The organism is Halioglobus sp. D3-4, assembly GCF_055809315.1.
In genome coordinates, this window is the sequence record NZ_CM147907.1 from 3360159 (window position 1) to 3379617 (window position 19459).

20 protein-coding genes are annotated in these 19459 nt (G+C 57.6%); 7 read left to right on the forward strand and 13 right to left on the reverse strand.

Annotated elements, in window-relative coordinates; translation table 11 throughout:
• The 3 genes from AC0L6S_RS14560 to hemC are packed head-to-tail and all read right to left on the reverse strand — an operon-like array spanning window position 1 to window position 2849.
• Complete coding sequence (locus tag AC0L6S_RS14560; RefSeq protein ID WP_473424776.1) at window positions 1–1131, reverse strand: uroporphyrinogen-III C-methyltransferase; 1131 nt, start codon at window positions 1129–1131, stop codon at window positions 1–3.
• A gap of 4 nt (window positions 1132–1135) precedes the next feature.
• Window positions 1136–1927, reverse strand: a complete 792-nt coding sequence (locus AC0L6S_RS14565) for a uroporphyrinogen-III synthase (protein WP_473424778.1) — start codon at window positions 1925–1927, stop codon at window positions 1136–1138.
• The gene (hemC, locus tag AC0L6S_RS14570) at window positions 1917–2849 is read right to left on the reverse strand and encodes a hydroxymethylbilane synthase (protein WP_473424780.1); all 933 of its coding nucleotides are present in this window, start codon (window positions 2847–2849) and stop codon (window positions 1917–1919) included. The genes AC0L6S_RS14565 and hemC overlap by 11 nt, the downstream gene beginning before the upstream one ends.
• Window positions 2850–3381: 532 nt before the next feature.
• On the opposite strand from hemC, the gene argH reads away from it, so the two are divergent.
• On the forward strand, window positions 3382–4785 hold the full coding sequence (argH, locus tag AC0L6S_RS14575) for an argininosuccinate lyase (protein ID WP_473424781.1): 1404 nt from the start codon (window positions 3382–3384) through the stop codon (window positions 4783–4785).
• Window positions 4786–4809: 24 nt separating this feature from the next.
• Here the strand turns inward: argH and AC0L6S_RS14580 are convergent, their stop codons facing one another.
• Together AC0L6S_RS14580 and cyaY are read right to left on the reverse strand one after the other, a co-directional pair.
• Window positions 4810–5832, reverse strand: coding sequence for a DUF3187 family protein (locus tag AC0L6S_RS14580; RefSeq protein WP_473424783.1), 1023 nt, complete (start codon window positions 5830–5832; stop codon window positions 4810–4812).
• Window positions 5819–6142: an iron donor protein CyaY gene (gene cyaY, locus AC0L6S_RS14585; RefSeq protein ID WP_473424785.1), complete on the reverse strand. Its 324-nt coding sequence runs from the start codon at window positions 6140–6142 to the stop codon at window positions 5819–5821. The genes AC0L6S_RS14580 and cyaY overlap by 14 nt, the downstream gene beginning before the upstream one ends.
• Window positions 6143–6258: 116 nt before the next feature.
• Between cyaY and lptM the strand changes: the two genes are divergently transcribed.
• From lptM to AC0L6S_RS14615, 6 genes are read left to right on the forward strand one after another with little or no spacing between them, the layout of a single operon-like run.
• Entirely contained in the window at window positions 6259–6435 is a 177-nt protein-coding gene (gene lptM, locus AC0L6S_RS14590; RefSeq protein ID WP_473424787.1) for an LPS translocon maturation chaperone LptM, read from the forward strand.
• Window positions 6436–6449: 14 nt separating this feature from the next.
• Window positions 6450–7715: a diaminopimelate decarboxylase gene (lysA, locus tag AC0L6S_RS14595; RefSeq protein ID WP_473424788.1), complete on the forward strand. Its 1266-nt coding sequence runs from the start codon at window positions 6450–6452 to the stop codon at window positions 7713–7715.
• Between the two features lie 14 nt (window positions 7716–7729).
• Window positions 7730–8560, forward strand: coding sequence for a diaminopimelate epimerase (gene dapF, locus AC0L6S_RS14600; RefSeq protein ID WP_473424791.1), 831 nt, complete (start codon window positions 7730–7732; stop codon window positions 8558–8560).
• Between the two features lie 45 nt (window positions 8561–8605).
• Window positions 8606–9340, forward strand: coding sequence for a DUF484 family protein (locus AC0L6S_RS14605; protein WP_473424793.1), 735 nt, complete (start codon window positions 8606–8608; stop codon window positions 9338–9340).
• Window positions 9341–9347: 7 nt separating this feature from the next.
• Window positions 9348–10280, forward strand: a complete 933-nt coding sequence (gene xerC, locus AC0L6S_RS14610) for a tyrosine recombinase XerC (RefSeq protein ID WP_473424795.1) — start codon at window positions 9348–9350, stop codon at window positions 10278–10280.
• Between the two features lies 1 nt (window position 10281).
• Complete coding sequence (locus tag AC0L6S_RS14615) at window positions 10282–10989, forward strand: HAD family hydrolase (protein ID WP_473424797.1); 708 nt, start codon at window positions 10282–10284, stop codon at window positions 10987–10989.
• 135 nt (window positions 10990–11124) lie between these two features.
• Here AC0L6S_RS14615 and AC0L6S_RS14620 read toward each other — a convergent pair whose 3' ends face one another.
• The 8 genes from AC0L6S_RS14620 to AC0L6S_RS14655 all read right to left on the reverse strand — a co-directional run bounded on the left by AC0L6S_RS14620 (window position 11125) and on the right by AC0L6S_RS14655 (window position 19315).
• Window positions 11125–11436 (reverse strand): hypothetical protein, encoded by a 312-nt coding sequence (locus AC0L6S_RS14620; protein ID WP_473424798.1) that lies wholly within the window; start codon window positions 11434–11436, stop codon window positions 11125–11127.
• Window positions 11437–11459: 23 nt separating this feature from the next.
• Window positions 11460–11909: a type IV pilin protein gene (locus tag AC0L6S_RS14625; protein WP_473424800.1), complete on the reverse strand. Its 450-nt coding sequence runs from the start codon at window positions 11907–11909 to the stop codon at window positions 11460–11462.
• The gene (locus AC0L6S_RS14630; protein ID WP_473424801.1) at window positions 11909–15793 is read right to left on the reverse strand and encodes a pilus assembly protein; all 3885 of its coding nucleotides are present in this window, start codon (window positions 15791–15793) and stop codon (window positions 11909–11911) included. The genes AC0L6S_RS14625 and AC0L6S_RS14630 overlap by 1 nt, the downstream gene beginning before the upstream one ends.
• Before the next feature lie 43 nt (window positions 15794–15836).
• Entirely contained in the window at window positions 15837–16337 is a 501-nt protein-coding gene (locus AC0L6S_RS14635) for a PilX N-terminal domain-containing pilus assembly protein (protein WP_473424804.1), read from the reverse strand.
• Window positions 16334–17380, reverse strand: coding sequence for a PilW family protein (locus tag AC0L6S_RS14640; RefSeq protein WP_473424805.1), 1047 nt, complete (start codon window positions 17378–17380; stop codon window positions 16334–16336). Before AC0L6S_RS14640 ends, AC0L6S_RS14635 begins: the two co-directional genes overlap by 4 nt.
• Window positions 17377–18009, reverse strand: a complete 633-nt coding sequence (pilV, locus tag AC0L6S_RS14645) for a type IV pilus modification protein PilV (RefSeq protein WP_473424806.1) — start codon at window positions 18007–18009, stop codon at window positions 17377–17379. The genes AC0L6S_RS14640 and pilV overlap by 4 nt, the downstream gene beginning before the upstream one ends.
• Window positions 17993–18610: a GspH/FimT family pseudopilin gene (locus AC0L6S_RS14650; RefSeq protein WP_473424807.1), complete on the reverse strand. Its 618-nt coding sequence runs from the start codon at window positions 18608–18610 to the stop codon at window positions 17993–17995. Before AC0L6S_RS14650 ends, pilV begins: the two co-directional genes overlap by 17 nt.
• Before the next feature lie 129 nt (window positions 18611–18739).
• Window positions 18740–19315, reverse strand: coding sequence for a GspH/FimT family pseudopilin (locus AC0L6S_RS14655; RefSeq protein WP_473424809.1), 576 nt, complete (start codon window positions 19313–19315; stop codon window positions 18740–18742).
• Window positions 19316–19459 lie beyond the last annotated feature (144 nt).

Consider the following 19459-nt stretch of genomic DNA (forward strand, 5'->3'; position numbering starts at 1 on the left):
CTACTGCTCGCCTCCGCTCTGTGCACGCTTCTCGATAGCCGCTTCGAGCGCCTGCAGTGAGCGGGAAATATCGGGCTGAGGCGCTTGGATAGTCAGGGCCTGGAGCTGCCTGATTTGCGTATCAATCGCTTTTGCGGCGGACGGGTCTGCGTCCTTAAAGTGCAGCAACCACTGCTGCGCCTGCTTCAGGCTGGCCTCGTACAACGCCTGGTTGGCCGACAGCAGGGCGATCTGTGCCTGCTCCAGCAACATCCGCAGGTTCTGGCGCACCAGCCCCTCCCACTGGGGATCCATCAGCGCCTGCATCGGTTCATCCCGCCGGCGAATAACGATGTAATCCGACAGCTTCGACAGCGCCGCTTCGTAACCGTGATAAAGGCGTTCGCGCCAATCGCCAGCGGCCTCCTGCCGAGGCTCCGCTTCGCGTTCATTGAACTGGAATATCACCAGTTTATCGGCCTGCTCTATCAGCGCAGCCAGACGCAGGTAGATGCCCTCGACATCCACTTTCGGCATCGCCCGCAGCGCTGCTATTTCAGCGGCGACAGCCGCGCGCACAGAGTGCAAGCTGGGATCGTTGAGATCACGCAGCACCGAATCGGCGCCATTGAGCAGTGCCAGGGCTGCCACCGGGTCACCGGCCATCACCAGCCGCTGATTCGCCAGGCGCAACAGGTGACCTGTTTCCGCCAACAGCCAGCTCTCCCGATCGCTGACACTGAAGCGCGCCAGTTCCTTCTGCTGTGCTGCCAGTTGCGTCTGCAGGGATTGCTGCTCGCGGGTCAGCTTGGTGAGCTGCGTATCCAGCTCTGTCTTCACACCATCCACACCGGATTTCAATTGCTGATTCCAGCGACTGGTCAGCGCATCAAGATCGGCCTGCTTCTGCCCGGTGGCGGCCTCCAGCGCGGTCAGGCGATCCGCCATCGCCACCTCTCGGGCCTGACCCTCGCGCAGCACCCATGCCGCAGCGCCTGCCAGCACAATCACCAGCAGCAATGCCAGCCACGCGATAACTGCGGACAAGCCGCCCGATTTTTTCGTGGGCTGGCCACTCAATTCGTCTGCAAATGCCACGGTTTCTGATTTCTCCTCAGGCTGCGCCAGATTTTTAGATTCGGATTCACTCACTTTTTTATTCTCCAGAACTGGGTCGCCATTCCTGCAGGGCGCACAGCATGGCTGCGTCCGAGGCATTCTCCGCCGTCACAACCTGACCGAAACCGGCTTCCCGGGCCATCAGCGCAACGCGTTCTGACGGTACAACCAGACCGACGGCTTTTAACTTAGTGGTTTCCGCCGGGCTAAGCAATAGCAACAAATTCGCCAAACCCTCTCCACTGCTCACTAAAATGACATCAATTTCCCACTGCTCCAGGCGCCCGGCCAGGTAACCCTGCGGCAAATCGGGCAGGCCGCGGCGGTAACAGGCCAGCTCATCGACCAACGCTCCGCGGTGCAATAACTCCGTACGCAGTGTATGTCGACCACCCTCACCCTTGACGATCAACACTCGCTGGCCTTCGACATTGCGCAAATAGGGCAGCGCCAGCAACCCTTCACTGCTCATATCGCTGCCCGGTGTGACTGCATGAATATCAAAGGCCTCCAGGCCCCGGGCAGTGGCTGCGCCAACCGCGTACCAGTTAACGCCCACGGGCAGTTGTGGCCAGTGATCTGTCACCACTTCCATCCCGAAGCGCACCGCATTGGCACTGATGAAGATAATGTGCTGGTACTGGTCCAAATCCAGCACCATATGGCGTTGGGCCGGGGGAAGCTGCGCCAGGGCGCTCAATTCGATCAGGGGTTGGCTGTATGCCCGGTAACCGGCCGCCTCCACTGCGGCGCACAGCGTATTTGCGGCGTCTCCCTGCGGGCGTGTCACCAGTACGCTGCGCACTGTGTTGGCATCTCTATCGGCCATAGACCTCTGCCAGAATATCCGCCGCACCCTGCTGCAGTAATTCCTCGGCCACACCCACACCCAGTTGCTCGGCCTCTGTGACGGGCGCGATTGCCGCGGCGCGCAGTATCCGGGTGCCGTCGGGGCGGCCCACCAGACCGCGCAGAGACAGCTGCTCGCCATCATCCGACAGTTCTGCATAACATGCGATAGGCACCTGGCACCCACCCTCCAGGCGGCGATTCATCGCCCGCTCTGCGGTTACCCGTGCCGCCGTGGCGCTGTGGTGCAGCGGCTCCAGCAGCGCCAGCACGTCAGTATCCTCACTGCGCAATTCTATCCCCACAGCCCCCTGCCCACCCGCCGGTAGTGAGTCGGCGACAGCCATACGCTGGGTGATACGCTGGTCAAAGCCCAGCCGCATCAGTCCCGCTGTGGCCAGGATGATGGCGTCATATTCACCCGCATTGAGTTTACGCAGCCTGCTGTTGACGTTCCCCCGCAGAAAATTGACGATCAGGTCGGGGCGGCGCTCACGCAACTGGCATTCGCGGCGCAGGCTGGATGTGCCGACGATACTGCCGGCGGGCAGCGTATCCAGCGATGAAAACCTGTTGCTAACGAAGGCGTCGGAGGGGTCCTCGCGCTCACAGATCACCCCCAGACCCAGCCCGGGCGGGAATTCCATGGGCACATCCTTCATGGAATGCACTGCGATATCGGCACTGCCATCCAGCAGTGCCTGCTCCAGCTCCTTAACGAACAAGCCCTTGCCACCGAGCTTCGACAGGGGCGAATCCAGCAGCTGATCGCCGCGCGATGTCATACCTAATAGCTGCACATCGAGGCCGGGATGTGCCGCTTGCAATGCGTCACGGACAAATTCGGCTTGCCACAGGGCAAGAGGGCTCTCGCGGGTGGCGATTGTCAGTTTGCGGGGCATGTATGGTTTTCCTTATTTCTTGCGGCAATGATACCAGTCGGGCGTGCTATCAGCGACTATTGAGGTTTCTTTGGGGGGGCGTAATTGGGGGGTTTCCACTGAAGCCGTCAGGCTTACACGCGGGGGGTGCTGGACACGCCGTGAACCCCTCCATGGGGGCTTGAGCTCGGCGTCCTGCCTCGCACAGTCCAGCACCCCCCGCGTGTAAGCCTGACTCCACCTGAGGAGGCTTCAAACGCACACACAGTACCAAGCTCTAATAATTTTGGTGAAATCCCCAAGAACATAGGCAGACCAACCTGTCGCCACACGGTCCCACCCCCGGTGCTATCTCTCTGGCTCTCCGTCTACTCCAATCTTGGCGCTAAAAAAATGCGGCTATCGAGCATATTTATGCAGCAAACAGGAACCGTCGAAAGGGCGTGGGCGGCGGACAAAACCCGAAACGAAGCAAGCAATGAACTGGTATACTGCGCGGCTTGACGCTCGACCATTGCGCAAAATTGCGCTCTACCACGGAACTCACAGGACCATGACCAAAGAAAAAGACACCAGCAAGCTCTGGGGCGGCCGCTTTACTGAAGCCACAGACGCCTTCGTTCAGCGTTTCACTGCATCGGTGGCGTTCGATCAGCGCATGGCCGCGGAGGATATCACCGGGTCACTGGCGCACGCGCGCATGTTGCGCAGTGTCGGGGTACTGAGCGAGGAAGAGCTCAATGAGATTGAGGGCGGTCTCGCCCAGGTACAACAGGAGATCAATGAAGGCAGCTTCGAGTGGTCGATTGAGCTGGAAGATGTGCATATGAACATCGAAGCGCGCCTGACGCAGCTGATCGGCAGCACCGGGAAAAAACTGCATACCGGGCGCTCCCGCAACGACCAGGTGGCAACAGATATTCGGCTTTATCTGCGCGCGGCCATTGACGGCATTGCCGGTGAGCTGAGCCGGCTGCAGCAGGGCACTATTGGCCTGGCGGCGGACAACGCCACCACTATCATGCCGGGGTTCACTCACTTGCAGACGGCGCAGCCGGTGGTGTTTGGCCACCACCTGCTGGCCTGGAATGAAATGCTGGAGCGCGACTACGGGCGCCTGATGGATTGTCGTGCGCGCCTCAACCAATCACCGCTGGGGGCTGCTGCACTGGCCGGCACCACCTACCCGATTGATCGCGCGCACACTGCGGCGGCGCTGGGCTTTGAAAAACCGACGGAAAACTCGCTGGATTCTGTGTCCGACCGGGATTTTGCTATCGAATTTTGTTCGATTGCCGCACTGCTGTTGACACATTTATCGCGCATGTCCGAAGAACTGGTGCTGTGGACATCGGCTCAGTTCAATTTTATCGAACTGCCCGACCGTTTTTGCACCGGCTCATCCATCATGCCGCAGAAAAAGAATCCGGATGTTCCCGAACTGGTGCGCGGCAAAGTAGGTCGGGTAAACGGCCATCTCATCTCGCTGCTGACACTGATGAAGAGCCAGCCACTGGCCTACAACAAGGACAACCAGGAAGACAAGGAACCGCTGTTCGATACCATCGATACGGTGTCTGACTGCCTGCGCGCCTTTGCCGATATGGTACCGGCGATCAAGCCCAAAGCGGACGCCATGCGCGAGGCGGCACTGCGCGGCTTTTCCACTGCCACCGACCTGGCGGATTACCTGGTTGGGCGGGGCCTGCCTTTTCGCGACGCCCATGAGGTGGTCGGCAAGGCAGTAGCGCACGGGGTTGCGAACGGCCAGGATCTGGCGGAAATGAGCCTGGCCACCTTGCAGGGCTTCTGCGCGGAGATCACCGAGGATGTCTTCGAGGTACTGACGCTTGAGGGTTCTGTAGCAGCGCGGGACCATCTGGGCGGGACCGCGCCAGCGCAGGTGATGGCGGCGGCGCAGCGCGCCCGTGAACGGCTGGCGGCGCGCCAGCACTGAGGGCCGGGTTACGCCCAGCTCACCTTAGCTGCCCGCATTGGAGCGGTAGCGCACGCTGGCCTGAAAGGTCACGTCGGGGGCAGTCTCAACGCGTATATCCTCGATGATACTGATATCCACCGACCAGTTGGGCGCAAAATACCAACGTGTGCCCAGCGTACCCATGACAGCGTCATCCCCCACGCCGGTGAGCGAGCTGTCCATTGGCGCGGCATGACTGTCCACCTGGGCAATCAACGACCAATCCCTGGCAAAGCGCCAGTCCATGGTCAACCCGGCAAACCACAGGTTTTTCTCCTGTAGCCCTTCCAGTACATCGCTGTCCCCCGCACGCAAATACCCCACCTGCCCGTGCCAACTAAGGGGCAGGTCTGATAACTGCTCACCGGAAAAACGCAGTGCGACATAGGCGTCATCCGCACCACTGCCGAGAAAATCGTCATCGTCACCAGTGCCGAATTTGTAGCCCAGCGCCGCACTGACGGTGGAGTTCTCATCGCGATAGACCGCGTAGTTCACTGCCACGCTGACGTCACCGATACCGGAAGTATCGTCCTGCAGCGAAAAACCGCCCCTGGTCGAGGTATAGCGATAATCCAGCACATCGCGCGGCACATTTGAGCGCCCGCCATCGGACATGCCCCAGAAATCGTGCCAATCGTCGATCAGGTGGTCGAGGTCGCCGCCACTTTGATCCAGCCAGGGGACTTCCAGCTGTACATCCCAATCCCGGGCGATGCCGTAGCGCAATTCCAGTGCCACACGCCCCGTCTCACCATCAAAATTCAGGTATTCTGTGGAGTGGCTTTCATTGACATAGTGGTTGGCGATACTGCCGTGCAGGGCCACCTCCCATTCGCCCTGCCCCGTGGTCGCAGCGTCTCGTTGCGAGGGCAGACCGAACAACCCGGCCACCGGGCTCAGGTTTTTTACATACAGGGGTTCACTGGCGATCGCGGGCCATGCGCCCAGAACCGCCGCACACCCCAAACCCAAGCGCTTCGTGTACTTGTGCGACACGCAACGCAGTACTTTATAACCAGGCAAAATCAACCCCTCCCTGTTCCTGCATCTGTTGCACCACAAAGGGCTTGAACAGGTTTCCAGTACGCGTATCGCGCCAGTCGTCGGCCGCTTCGTCGAATGCAAAGTGAAAACCACCAGCGCGCGCCGCCAACCATAGCTGCCGTGTCGGTGGCTGACGGCTGAACACCAGGCGCGTGGTATTTTCGAAAATGACGGTGAGCACGCCACCGGAGGCTTCATAGTCAATATCAGCGTCGACCTCATCCAGCGCCATTTCCAGCGCGGCGAAGGCCTGCTCGGTCAACTCATTGAACTCTGATTCGGTCATCATTGATTTGATCATCACCAGGGGATTTCAGCAAAGTGTGCACAATTCAATGATAAGGGCTGTTCGCACTGCTTACTAGCGGGCAGTATAATTTGTACTCCATTGCCCGGAATTTACTCATGAATTATTACATTTCAAAGCTGTTGCTCTCGATCGCGTTTGTCATCCTCGCCGGATGTGGCCAGACGGGGCCACTGTATATGCCCCCGGAAGAGACCCCTCCGGTGCCGCCCGCTGCTGCCGAGCCTGCGCCTGACAAAGACAGCAGCACTGAACAGCCGCGCAAAGCGCCCTGAAACGAGACAGACCAATGACAGCATTCACCTACCGACAGGGCAGCCTGTTTGCCGAAAATGTCGCCGTCAGCGCAATTGCCGCGACTCACGGCACGCCGTGCTATGTGTATTCCCGGTCGGCTCTGGAAACCGCCTTTCTGGCGTATCAGCAGGCCCTGCAGGGTACCGAGCACCTGATCTGCTACGCCGTGAAAGCCAACTCCAACCTCGCGGTACTCGATGTGCTGGCGCGTCTGGGCGCCGGTTTTGACATCGTCTCAGGTGGTGAGCTGGAGCGCGTTATCGCCGCCGGTGGCGACCCGGCCAATATCGTATTCTCCGGTGTCAGCAAAAAGCCCGCAGAAATGGCACGCGCGCTGGAACTGGGTATCCACTGTTTCAATCTGGAATCCGCCGGGGAACTGGAGGTGCTGAACAGGGTCGCCGCTGAACTCGGCCGCGTGGCGCCGATATCGGTACGGGTGAACCCCGACGTGGACGCCAAAACCCACCCCTATATCTCAACCGGCCTGCGCGAAAACAAGTTTGGCCTCACTATTGCTGAAGCGATGCAGCTGTATCAGCGCGCGGCGCAGCTCGAGGCTGTCAACATCGTGGGACTGGATTGCCATATCGGCTCGCAACTCACCGAGATCAGCCCCTTTATCGACGCCCTGCACCGCCTGCTGGCGCTGCTGGACTCACTCGCCGAGCAGGGCATAGAGATCCATCACCTCGACCTGGGCGGCGGACTCGGCGTACAGTATGCCGACGAAGAACCGCCCTCCATCGCGCAGTATATCGGCGCGATACGCGAGGTACTCGGAGATCGGAAGCTGCAATTGCTGTTTGAACCGGGTCGGTCAATCGCTGCCAACGCTGGCCTGCTGCTGATGCAGGTGGAATACCTGAAATCCACACCGGACCACCACTTCGCACTGGTGGACGCGGCGATGAATGACATGATACGGCCGGCGCTCTATCAGGCCTGGATGGACATTCAGCGTGTTGAGCAAAACGGCGAAGGACAACAGGCGCAGTGGGATGTCGTGGGGCCGGTCTGTGAAACCGGCGATTTTCTCGGCAAATCCAGAGTGCTGTCGCTCAGCCCCGGCGATGTGCTGGCAATGTTTGGCGCCGGCGCCTATGGTTTCACCATGAGTTCAAACTACAACAGCCGCCCTCGCGCGGCGGAAATTATGGTGGATGGCGATGAGGTGCACCTGATACGCTCGCGCGAGGAATTCGCAGACCTGATCCGCCATGAGACCTGTCTACCCGCAGCATCATCGCAGGGTTGACCGGATAGGAATGTATGTTAGTAAAGTTCACAAAAATGCACGGTACGGGGAATGACTTTGTCGTCATCGACCTGATCAGCCAGCATTTCAAAATACGCCCCCGAGACGTGCGCAAACTGGCGGACCGGCATTTCGGCGTAGGTTGTGATCAGGTGTTGGTGGTCGAACCACCGCAGAGCCCGGATGTCGATTTTCGTTACCGCATCTTCAACGCCGACGGCGGCGAAGTTGAACAGTGTGGCAATGGCGCACGCTGTTTCGCCCGCTTTGTGCGCGAGAAAAAGCTGACGACGAAAAAAGTCATCAGCGTCGAGACCTGCTCCGGTGTGATCGAGTTGCGCGTTCGCCCCAACCATGATGTTGAAGTGAACATGGGAGCCCCGCACTTTGAACCCGCCGATATTCCGTTGCGGGCCGATGCCAGAGCGCCCAGCTATACACTGCAGGTGGACGGGCAATCACTGGAGATTGGCGCACTGTCCATGGGTAATCCACATGCAATACTGCGCGTCGACAGCACCGTGCAGGCCGACGTCGAGCGGCTGGGACCGCTAATCGAGTCGCATCCCGATTTCCCGAAAAAGGTAAACGCAGGCTTTATGCAGCTTGTCTCGGAGAGGGAGCTTCGTCTGCGTGTCTACGAACGCGGTGCGGGCGAAACTCTCGCTTGCGGTACGGGAGCCTGCGCAGCCGTCGTGTACGGTATTACTCGCGGCTGGTTACGCGAATCCGTGACAGTTGGACTGCCGGGGGGTAAGCTTTCCGTATCGTGGGCGGGCGAGGGTCACCCCGTGATGATGACGGGCCCCACCGCAATCGTATTCGAAGGCGCGATTAAAATCTGAGGCCCCGCCAGTGGGGCCAACCTACAGCAGTGAGAGGTAGCACTAATGTCAGCGAGCAAAAACCGGGAAGCAGCGGTGGAAATAGCAGCGGAGCAAGCCAGCGAAGCGGGGCTTAACGACGAGACCGTGCGCGAATACCTCAAAAACCATGACGATTTTTTCCAGCGAAATCCCGATATGCTGGACTACCTCCACGTATCGCACGCCTCCGGCAGCGCGATATCGCTGGTCGAAAAACAGGTCAGTGTGTTGCGTGAGCGCAATACGGAGATTCGCCAGCGACTTAAAACACTCACCGCCAATGCCAAAGACAACGACATACTGTACGAACAGACCCGCTCATTGGTACTAAAGTTGCTGGATGCCGACACGATAGAGAGCCTGTACAGTATTTTTATGCACTCCATGAAAGATGATTTCCAGATCGGTCTAGCCAGTATGATCCTGTACGGCGACACCAGCAGTAAAGAGGGCTGGCGCACTGAACCCCGGGACGCCGTAAAACGCGCGATCGGCTCACTCTTTCGCGGCCACAAAGCAGTCTGTGGCACGCTGCGCACGGAAGAACTGACGTTTCTGTTTGCCCAGAGCGCCGAAATCGGCTCCGCAGCTATAATGCCGCTCTTCGACAAATCATCCGATGGTGAGCCTATCGGCTTGATCGCCGTTGGCAGCGCCGATGCGAACCGCTATAACAATACGACGGGCACACTGTTCCTGTCGCATATCGCCGACGTGATGGTGAAGTTGTTAGCGCGCATGCACACGGAGAGCGATTGAGGCCACTGTGTACGATACGCCCGAGCAGGACGTTCCACTAGGGGCGGCTGCGACGCGCTTCCTCGACTATTTGCGCGACGTGCGGCAACTCTCGCCGCATACCATCAGCAATTATCAGCGCGACCTGACCTCGTTAGAGCGCTTTTGCAATACGACAGGCAAAGACAGTATTGACGAACTGGTCGAAGCCGATATTCGCGCCTGGGCAAGCCAACTGCATCGCCGCGGGCTCGCCGGAGCCAGCATCCAGCGCAGCCTGTCTGCTACCCGCTCATTTTATAACTTTCTGGGACGTGAAAACGGCATCCTGCGCAACCCGGCCGCCAGCGTACAGGCGCCGCGCAAACCGCGTAAATTGCCGAAAACACTGGATGTCGATCAGGTAAACAAATACCTGTCATTCGACTCCGATTCGATCACGGCCCGGCGCGACAGTGCCATCGCCGAATTATTCTACAGTGCGGGACTGCGTCTGGCGGAGCTGGCCTCGATAGAGATCGACGACATCGACCCGCACTCCAAACTGTTAACCGTCACCGGCAAGGGTCGAAAAACCCGGACGGTACCGGTGGGCTCTGTCGCGCTGCAGGCCATTGCACGCTGGCTGGACGTTCGCCCCCCGGCCAGTGCAGGCGGGCCGGATTGTCGCGCGCTGTTTACCAGTAATCGCGGTCGTAGAATCAGTGTGCGCAATATACAGGAGCGCCTCAAATTGCAGGGTCGCAAGGCCGCCATGCGCCAGGATGTGCACCCCCACATGCTGCGGCACTCTTTCGCCAGCCACATGCTGGAATCGAGCGGCGACCTGCGCGCGGTACAGGAACTGCTGGGGCATGCCAATATTTCTACCACCCAGATCTACACGCATCTGGATTTCCAGCACCTGGCTAAAGTTTATGATAACGCCCACCCCCGGGCCAAACGCCGCAAGGGCGACTGATATGACCATCTCTGTTATCACCTTCGACCTCGATAACACACTGTGGGATGTAGAACCGGCGTTGCTGCGGGCGGAAGAGGCCCAGCAGAACTGGCTGAAGCTGCATCGGCCGGGTGCGGTGGAAGCGCTGGATCACGACGCGCTGTTTGAATTCAAGAAGTCGGTATGGAAACGTCACCCCGAACTGGCGCACCACGTCAGCAAGATGCGCATCCAGACCCTGTACGAATTATTGATCGCCGCGGATTATAACGAGTCGGAGGCCCGCAGCGGAGCGGAACAGGCATTCGATATTTTTTTGCAGGAACGGCGCAAGGTGGTGCTCTACGACGAGGCGCTCGGCGTACTCGAACAACTGGCCAAACGCTACACACTTGGCGCACTCACCAACGGCAATGCCGATATCTACAAAACCGACGCGGGTGAATATTTTGATTTCGCGTTCCTGGCCGAGGACATCGGCGCCAGCAAACCACACCCGGATATGTTTCATGCTGCGCTCAGTCATACCGGACTGGAAGCCGTCAATATTGTGCATGTGGGCGATGATCCTGTGCACGATGTACAGGGTGCACAGGAGGTCGGCATGCATACTGTTTGGGTGAACGGCCGCCGCGCGACATGGCCTGGTGGTCAACCGGCAGATCGGGAGATCGGGAGTCTGCGAGAACTGCCGAAGGTTATCGACAGCTTTCACTCTCGGGTATAGGTTCGCTTTGTCTTCCCGGGGGCTCCACTGCCGCGGCGTTAACGCAGCACTGGCGCATAACCCCTATTCCGGGGTTCGCCTGAAGATCTTACAGCAGATTTGGATTGCCGAGTTCCGACAGAGCTGCCGGTTCAACTATTTGTCGAGCTTCGCGTACCAGCCCTGAAAGCTGGAATCAGTGAATGTTGCCCCCGACCGCTCCTCGATACACTGCTTGACGCTGGCAGCAACCCCTTTATTACCGGCGAGCGTTATTGCCAGCTTTCCTACTGCACCAGACTCAGCATCCTGCAGGGACAGGCTCTGCATGCTCACTAAACCCTGCGCCTCGGAATTCGTGATGACCTGACAGGCGTAGGTCGTTTCCGGCCACTGCCGTTCGGCGAGGGCTGCCGTGCTGATACCCATTGACATTGTGAGCAGTAGCACAGATATGATGTTCAGCATTGGTCCCACCTCTTTATACCTTTCTACCAACAGTTTTCTTCGTCAGGCTCCGACAATTTCGAACCATCTGAACCCAATTCGAATTTAGTACAGCTCGTATCGTATGCCTGGGGCATACCTTCTATCGGTGTTGCGGCAAGCACAAAGCAACGGGCGATAGACCCGCCATCACAGGCATCGGCCGTCAAGCTGTAGTGGCCGTCCGGCGAAACAGCGGGATCGTCGTAACCAAGATCCTCCAAATCCTCTGTATAGGTTCCCCGGTCCATCATATACTGCTCCTGCCTATTCGCGGCATCCAGCAGTGCGGACTTGGCATCGGAGCGCCGACCTTTCTCCATACTGCTCTGGTAACCGGGAAGCGCTATCCCCAGCAACACGCCGACAATAACGACGACAATCATCACTTCAATCAGTGTGAATCCGCGGTTGGTGCTTCTGTGGCTACGCTTATGCATGCTCGGGTGAATCATTAGTACTCCTCTTGGTACCAGAAGTTACCATAGGGAGCCCGCATTGACTCGTTGATATCACAGACACCACCCGCACACTCAATTGTAGCAGGGTGCCCAATGCTTGAAGCTGGTGCACCCGGTGGAAGTAGCACATGGATTGCACCGTCCTCAGAGAAATGCAGTGATACCGCATTGGGAATGATCGAACCGAGATTAATGACATTGCGATCCCCGTTATAGAGGTCGAACACATACATCTGTCCAGTGCCCGACTGTGGCTCACACGAGTTAATGTCGTTGTAAAGGCTGGCCGGGGTGAATGTCGGCACGTAAACCTTGCCGTTGATGGTAACCGTCTTGGCAAGACTCTTCTCGCCATTACTGGTGAATTCATAACGCCAGCCATGCGCACTGTTGAGGGCATCGATCGCGATGGTCTTCTCTTCGTCAGTGCCGTTGACAATGGCATTGTCGGTGATGTCATAGAAATCGCCGACCGTCAGCGGCAAGTTACAGCGAAAGTCGACCGTCTCTTCCAGCGCACAGGTAGAGCTGTTCGGCCGCGCGGTAGTGTACGTCGACACCGCGAGATCCTTGATCATGTACATGTGATTTTCTACATCGATAGCATTGGGGTTGGTCCTGTCGCCCGTACCGATCATAACGGCATCCACAGCCACCCCTCCAAGGCGGATACGCACAACATCAGGAGCGTTGAAAAAGCGCCGGTCGGTCGCGGCAGTACCGTTGTTTACATCTGCCAACTTGGTGATCTGCCAGGTATTCTGGCTGGGGTCGGGGCGCGATGAGCCAGGCATATCAACACGCCAGAGGTTGCCGCCCGTATCACCGAAGTAAATTCTGTCGGTCATCTCGTCGCCGTTACTGTCAAGTGCGGTAACCCCCCCCGGCACGGAGTGCAGCAGGCCCGGCTCAGACAAGTTGGTGGCACTATTGGCCGCGGGCGTCACGCTCCATATCAGTGCTCCCGTCTGGGCATCGACGATAAATATCCCTCTGCCGTACTGATCTGCAGTTCCCACGCCGGATGCATCTTTGGCGGTGTCATAGCCAGCCCCGAAGATCAACACCGGTTTTCTGACACCGTTGTTATCCTTATAGCCGGGTATTGTTGTGGTGACCGGCTGCGACCAGGTCTGGCCCAACTCGCTAAAGCCCGCTGTATTGCTGTCGATTTGCCACATAAAGGAGGGACTGTCGGGATTGGAGATGTCCAGCGCATAATATGCGTCTCCGCCTCTGCGCATACCCAGGTAAACCCAGACTTTGTCACCCTCAGATGAATCGAGCGTGCCGTCATTATTGCTGTCGTAGGTATAGGCTGTCGGCGTCAGGTCCATGCCGTAAATATTGTCACTGGAGGTGGCATTCCTTCTGCGCTCGGGGAGAATCTCCGCCAGCTCTTTCGGAAAGAATGCCCAGTCCTCGGCGCCGTCATCGTTATCGAACATGTGTACAAAACCGGAGTTGGATCCCACCAGTAACCGTAGATCGGGATCATCTTCAGTGGCATCACCGAGCGCACCATAATTGAGTACCAGCGGCTGGCTGTGCAGAATATCACCCAGAACCCAGCTTCTGGGCTCATTGGTAATGCCATCTCCGTCCTTGTCATAGGCATCATACCCCTGCGCCCAGGCAATTTGCTGGTTGAATGCGGATTGGGTGGACGCTCCCAGCAGGCTGTAGAGTGCACTATTCGACGGCAGGCCAAGCGCATTGGCGTCAAAATTCGTGGTATTCAATGCTTCGAGTGCACCGTTCGTACCGGTGTTGCTCTTGAGCACCCGTGTAGCCGGATCTCGCACGGCCAGTAGTGCACCCACACCACCCTTATCGACATCCGCGCCATCCACACCCACGCTCCAGAACGTCGATGCCGATGGCTTAATGTCCCCTGTGATCGGGTCCAGTGCCGCCTTGTCGCCTGAATCTATCAGGACCGAATCGGAATCAAGTTTCAGCTTTTTGATATTCCCTATCCAGTCTACGGAGGAACCCGGTTTAAACATGGCGTAATAGACTTCATCGCGGCTTTGAGTCCGAGTGAACGTGTCAACGGCGACCGCCGGAGAGGTAAATGTGGTGGCCTCTGAGAGAATTCCCACAATCGCGCCCTGGAAAGCTTCTGTCAGCTGCTCTGCGTTATCAGCCTTGTAATACTCGCCTTTACCTTTTTCAGCAGCATCCTTGAGCAGCTCCTGGTCGGTGGCAAAGCCGATGGTATAGGTAACGCCGAACTGGTCGCCGTCGGTATTGGGTGCCAGGTCGTTGTTTGCCATATACTCCGTGAGTTGCGGCAGGCAGTTTTCTGTATCGTTGCCATCCGCATCCTCATAGGTATCGCAGCTTCTCCCGGTGATATCCTTGATGCGCTGGTTGGCGCCGGTATCTCTCTGCGGGAAACCATCGGTCATAAGTATGACGTAGGTATACGCACATTCGGTATTAGGCGTGATGTACTTCCCGCCAGATTCCGCCTGGGAGTCTTTTGAAAGCACATCGTATTCACCCCGGCTGTCACTACCACTCTGAGCCGAATTGCCATACTCGACATCCCTGCCCGCGAGATAGTTAAACGCCTCATACATCGATTCACACATGGGCGTACTGCCAGCATGATCCATCAGATTAACCTTGCTGATGAGATTGGTGCGCTGCGCAGCTGTCATATCGGGAATAATGCGGTTTACAATCCGACCGCCCTCGTCGTAGTTGAACTCCATCAAGCCAAAATCAATACCGGTATTGGTGGCAATAATGGTAGATATCACATCCTGCGCGATATCCAGTCTGGAGCGGGCTTCAACCAGGCTGTCGTCGTGATACCAGTTCATATAATGCGAGGTGAAAAACGTATAGGGGGAACTACCCCACTGCACAGTGGCATCGGGGTTGGAACTGTACTCCTCGCCGTTCAGAACATTATTCTGCGGGTAGCCGCTGCCCTGGCCGCTGCCATTGCCGTCATTACTATTGGTCACATCATCGCGACATTCGACATGCGTCGGCGAGTGCACGTTGCTGCTGAGGCTCTGCCAAGACCCGGGCACATCGGTATCTTCTTCACACACCTGCTCCCGGGGGCCGTACCACACCCAATCTGTCTCCTGCGTGAATTCCGGCGCTGTCACGTATTCAAAGCAGGCATCGTATGCATTGTTGCCACCCTGTGGGTCCACGTACAGGTAGGTAGTACCACCGTAGCAGCTGTTTCTGTAGTCGTTTGACCGCTCTATCCAGCCGCCCACGTAGTCACTGGACGCCACCTCTTCGTAACAGGCATCACCGCCGCCGTAGTCTACGTAGGTCAGATTACCGCTACAGCGATTGCTGGAATCATTGCGGGAGTAGACCAGTTTGGTCACCGGTACATTGGTAGTTGTCCACTCATAGCAGCCATCGTTATTCTGTCCTGGAAGGTTTCGATACTCTGTACCGGCCGGACACTCATAACTGCACTGTCCCTGTTGCACGGTGGAATCGACCCAGCGTCTCGCACGCTCGGCGGTGAACCTGCCCTCTTCGTCCAGCGAATCATAGGAGGAGGCACAACGGTTTTTAGAGGCCAGGAAATAGTTGTCGCTGTTGGCTGACGGTGTACTGCCATCGGTAGACCAGTAAACCCTGTCAGCAGACACGCTAACATCATAGGTTTCATTGGGATCATAGTCCGGGCGCTGTTGCTCCACCATCGTACTCATACTGCCGGAATCATCGAAGACGATCAGTACTTTTGCCCGTGCGCCGCTACTGCTCGTGTCGTATTCAGCCTGATAGATTTCAGTGTCATCAGCCAGGGTGGGGAATACGAGGCCCATCAATGCGAGCACGACCAGACAAGGCGCAAGTTTAAACATTCTTTCCACTGTGCTATGCATGCTACTGTCCCCGGGACAACTAATCCGTTTATCCAATGGCTTTTCAGGTACTACCAATCACTGTTTTTACCACGCCGAGCTTGACCTGTGTTCTTGCCCGCCCCGCAACATCGTGTTCGGACTCCACCTGATAATAGTCGCAGTCGAACACCGCCACACTCGACCCGCCGCGGCCCTCCGGGGGACGCGGACAGGCGCGCTGCGTGGAAAGGAGCAACACATCGACATCTACCGGGATATCGTCTACCTCATCAGCCTGATTACGCAGAGGGTGGACATCAAGGTCCGCGAATGGATGCTCGACCTTGGCCTGCCGCTTGAACGGATCCGCTGCGCTACCGGCCAGCCCCAGCGCCGCGTATGCACCGGCCTCAGCCGCCTCAAAAGATACATATGAATCCTGCATACTGCCTGACATTTTCATGCCCAGAGCACTGTTCTGCGCAGAGGTAACGGCGAGAAAAGAGACGACCACGAGAAAAAGCAGCACAGTGACAAGCGCGACTCCGCGCTGGTTCGAAGCATTGTTCTTAAAGCCTGTCATTGAAATGACCCCCCGTTCAGGACCAGTCTTTGATTGCGCATGACCATATCGGAGTGCAGGAGAATCCGGCGTACATTGTCTGCCGGCGTTATCGGCGGTAGATCCGCCAGTTGGTAGGATTTTTCGTTGTCATAGCCTGGATCTGGCAATTCACTGCGCAACAGAATGAAGGCCTGTAGTGAAATCACCTGCGACCACGCGTCAGCTGAGTTGACCTCTGTCAAATTGGAGAGCGTATCCACCCTGCCGTCGCCCACGCTGTCGTAGCCGAACAGGAAGCGTATATTCTCCACACCCGGCACCAGATCCTGCGTTTCGACCTTCATTGCCCCGGCCGTGCCATCCCAGACCAGCACCTTGCGAGCCAGCGTCGGCGTGTCTCCCGCGCGCACATAAAATATCTGCAATCGGTAGGGCCATGCCGTGCCGAACGCAAACTCGCTGCCCTCTCCCACATCTGGCGGCGTGTCTACCCCATCAGCCCCATCCAGCAGAAGACCAGCCTCGCCGTTGGAGATGACGTACACCTCCTCCGAGCTCCAGGCACCGGCGGGGAAGTCAATCCTGCCATTGAGCTCAGCCAGAGGATCTTCGGGGTCAGCATCCCACTGGGGGTTGGGCTCAACTCCCTTTATAACCAGCACATCCGTGTTGGGAACGGCGTCCGTGATGCAGCCCAGAACCGTTGCACTCGTAGCGCGGACCGCAAAAATTGAGTTTGCAGTGTCATACGCCCGCGCGTCGCCGGAGCAATCATCGGCAACGGCACCCAGAGAGGCATCCCAGCGGATATCGGTCGGACTGGCACCACCGTAAAAACCGATATGACGCGTTGCATTAGCGATAAGTTGCAACGCAAACCGGCCATTTTCTGAAAGGCCGGCCACTTGTTCAGTTTCCGTCATCGACTGTTTGGAAGCCAGATAAACAGCGCTGGCTCCACCGGCGACAATAAGCCCCAACAACATGGCGACCATCAGCTCCACCAGGGAAAAACCCTGTGCCGACTTAGCTGTTTTCAACGATGCTCTGTTGCGCTTCATAGCTCTGACTCATCAACTACGTAACTACTCACAATGAGCTGGCGCCAGGTGGCGTCCTCGTCACCGGCCTCGCCGCAAACAACGCCACTGGCATCGACCGCATCTGACGTCTCCCTGACGCCCTGCCATTGAATGATCACGTCCACGATTCCGGTGTTGACCCTGCCCGCGTCGGCGGTGAAGTCGATGCATGCACGGACATTCCGCAGCGCCACTACAGGAACCGCTTCACCCTCTTCATCCACTGTTGACGCCGCACCATCGAGCAGCCGCTCCCAGTCCCACAGGTCGTAGCTTGCCAGTTGAACAGCGCTGCAGCTGGCGCCGCGACAATTGGGGTCCGGCGCATCGCCCGCGCTGCCATTGCCCAGCGGGGCATCGAGGCCAGTATCGTAACCGGTAACGCCAGTTGGATTCCTGCGGATACGTTCAAAGATTCCGTCGGCCAGCTCCACTGCGCGAACCCGCTGGATGCTCTCGTGTTGATACACCTTCGACATGGCGAGCACACTGACGACGCCCAACACCCCTACCGCCAGAATGACAGCGGAGATCATAACCTCGATCAGGGTGAACCCGGATTGGGCGCGATTGCGCGCTGAGAGGGATTGCTTAGCCGCAGGAAACATTGTCACCATCCGCATCATTCACAATAGTGTCTTCGTCCTCATCAGAATCCGTAGCCGCAGAGAGATTGCCCACGGGATTAATGTTGAGCCCCCTGGCGTACTCCGCACCTCGACCATCACAGAATGTGAACGTCCCTTCAAAACCCAGCGCAGAGCCCTGCGCACCGAAACGCACTCTATTGCCGTTACTGAATGCCAGGTCGACAGGACGCGGCCCGTTTTCAAACTGAATAACTTCTTCGTCCGGGTTACTGGAATCTGCAGTGTTGTCGTCGTCGGTATCGACAAACGCCATGTATCCTGTTGACCAGTCGTCCGAGCCCGAACAGGCCTGGCCGTCGGTTGTGGGACAGACCACCACAAACGCCCGGCGCGCCAATGCCTCGGTTCGCGCATTATTGAGCGTTGCGCGTAAAGTGTAGACCTCTGAGATTGTGCGATTATTGCCCAACAAATCCATAAATCCTGGCCCGGCAGCCGCTACCAGAATCGAGGCGATGACCAGTACGATCATCAACTCGATAATCGAGAACCCACTCTCTCGCTTAAACCCGGAACGCCTGCGTAAAACGTCGACGCCTCTCTCCCTGCACTGTGTCATTCAGTTGTCTCCCTGCGGCCTTTACCGCGCCGCCACAAAATAGGGGAAAGCTCCCGCAATATCACGCACTGCATTCGCAATCGTAGAGATGCATCACAGTGTTGTGCATCAATGTTGTCTCCGCTGTTTTCAACCGGCATTGCAAGTAACATTATTTCCAACGTGATCCTTAACGATATGAGTTGAGCCCTCGCTTTCCGACACTCTGGCGATTCTCATTACACCGACTGCCGAAACGACCAGCCCTCGCGCTTGTGGCGCGCCGCGATTGTCGCAGAACGTAAAAGTGGCATTACCAGCAGCCGCATAACCACTACTGTCAAACTGCAGGATATCTGTCACCTGGCTGTAACTGACCGCAACACCCTGGTTTTCCCGGGCATGGCGCTCCAGCAACTGCTCACCGCTGTCGAGATGGCCGTCCTCGTCGAGATCTATAAATGCTATATAACCGTCCGCCCAATCGCCGACACTGCAGTCAATGGCATTGGTACTGCGACAGACAGTGACAGTCGTGCGCTGCGCTTTCGCCTCAAAACGCGCGGAGGCAAGTACAGCGCGCAGCGCATCGTTCTCTGACGTCAACCGGTTGTTCTTGATCATTGCACTGAACGACGGCACGCCTGTCGACAGCAACACAGCGACGACTGACAGCGTTACCATCCCCTCGATCAGCGTAAAACCACTTTGCCTGTTCATCTTCATTGCGACTGCTAACTCTCCAGTAGACGGATATTGGCAAACCCCACTGGACTCAGTGAGTGAAAAGCGCTGCAAAGATTCGGCTTGGGAGAAGAGACGGGGGAAGGGCAGGTACTGGACTGTCTCCAGCACTTGGTGCGGGCGTAG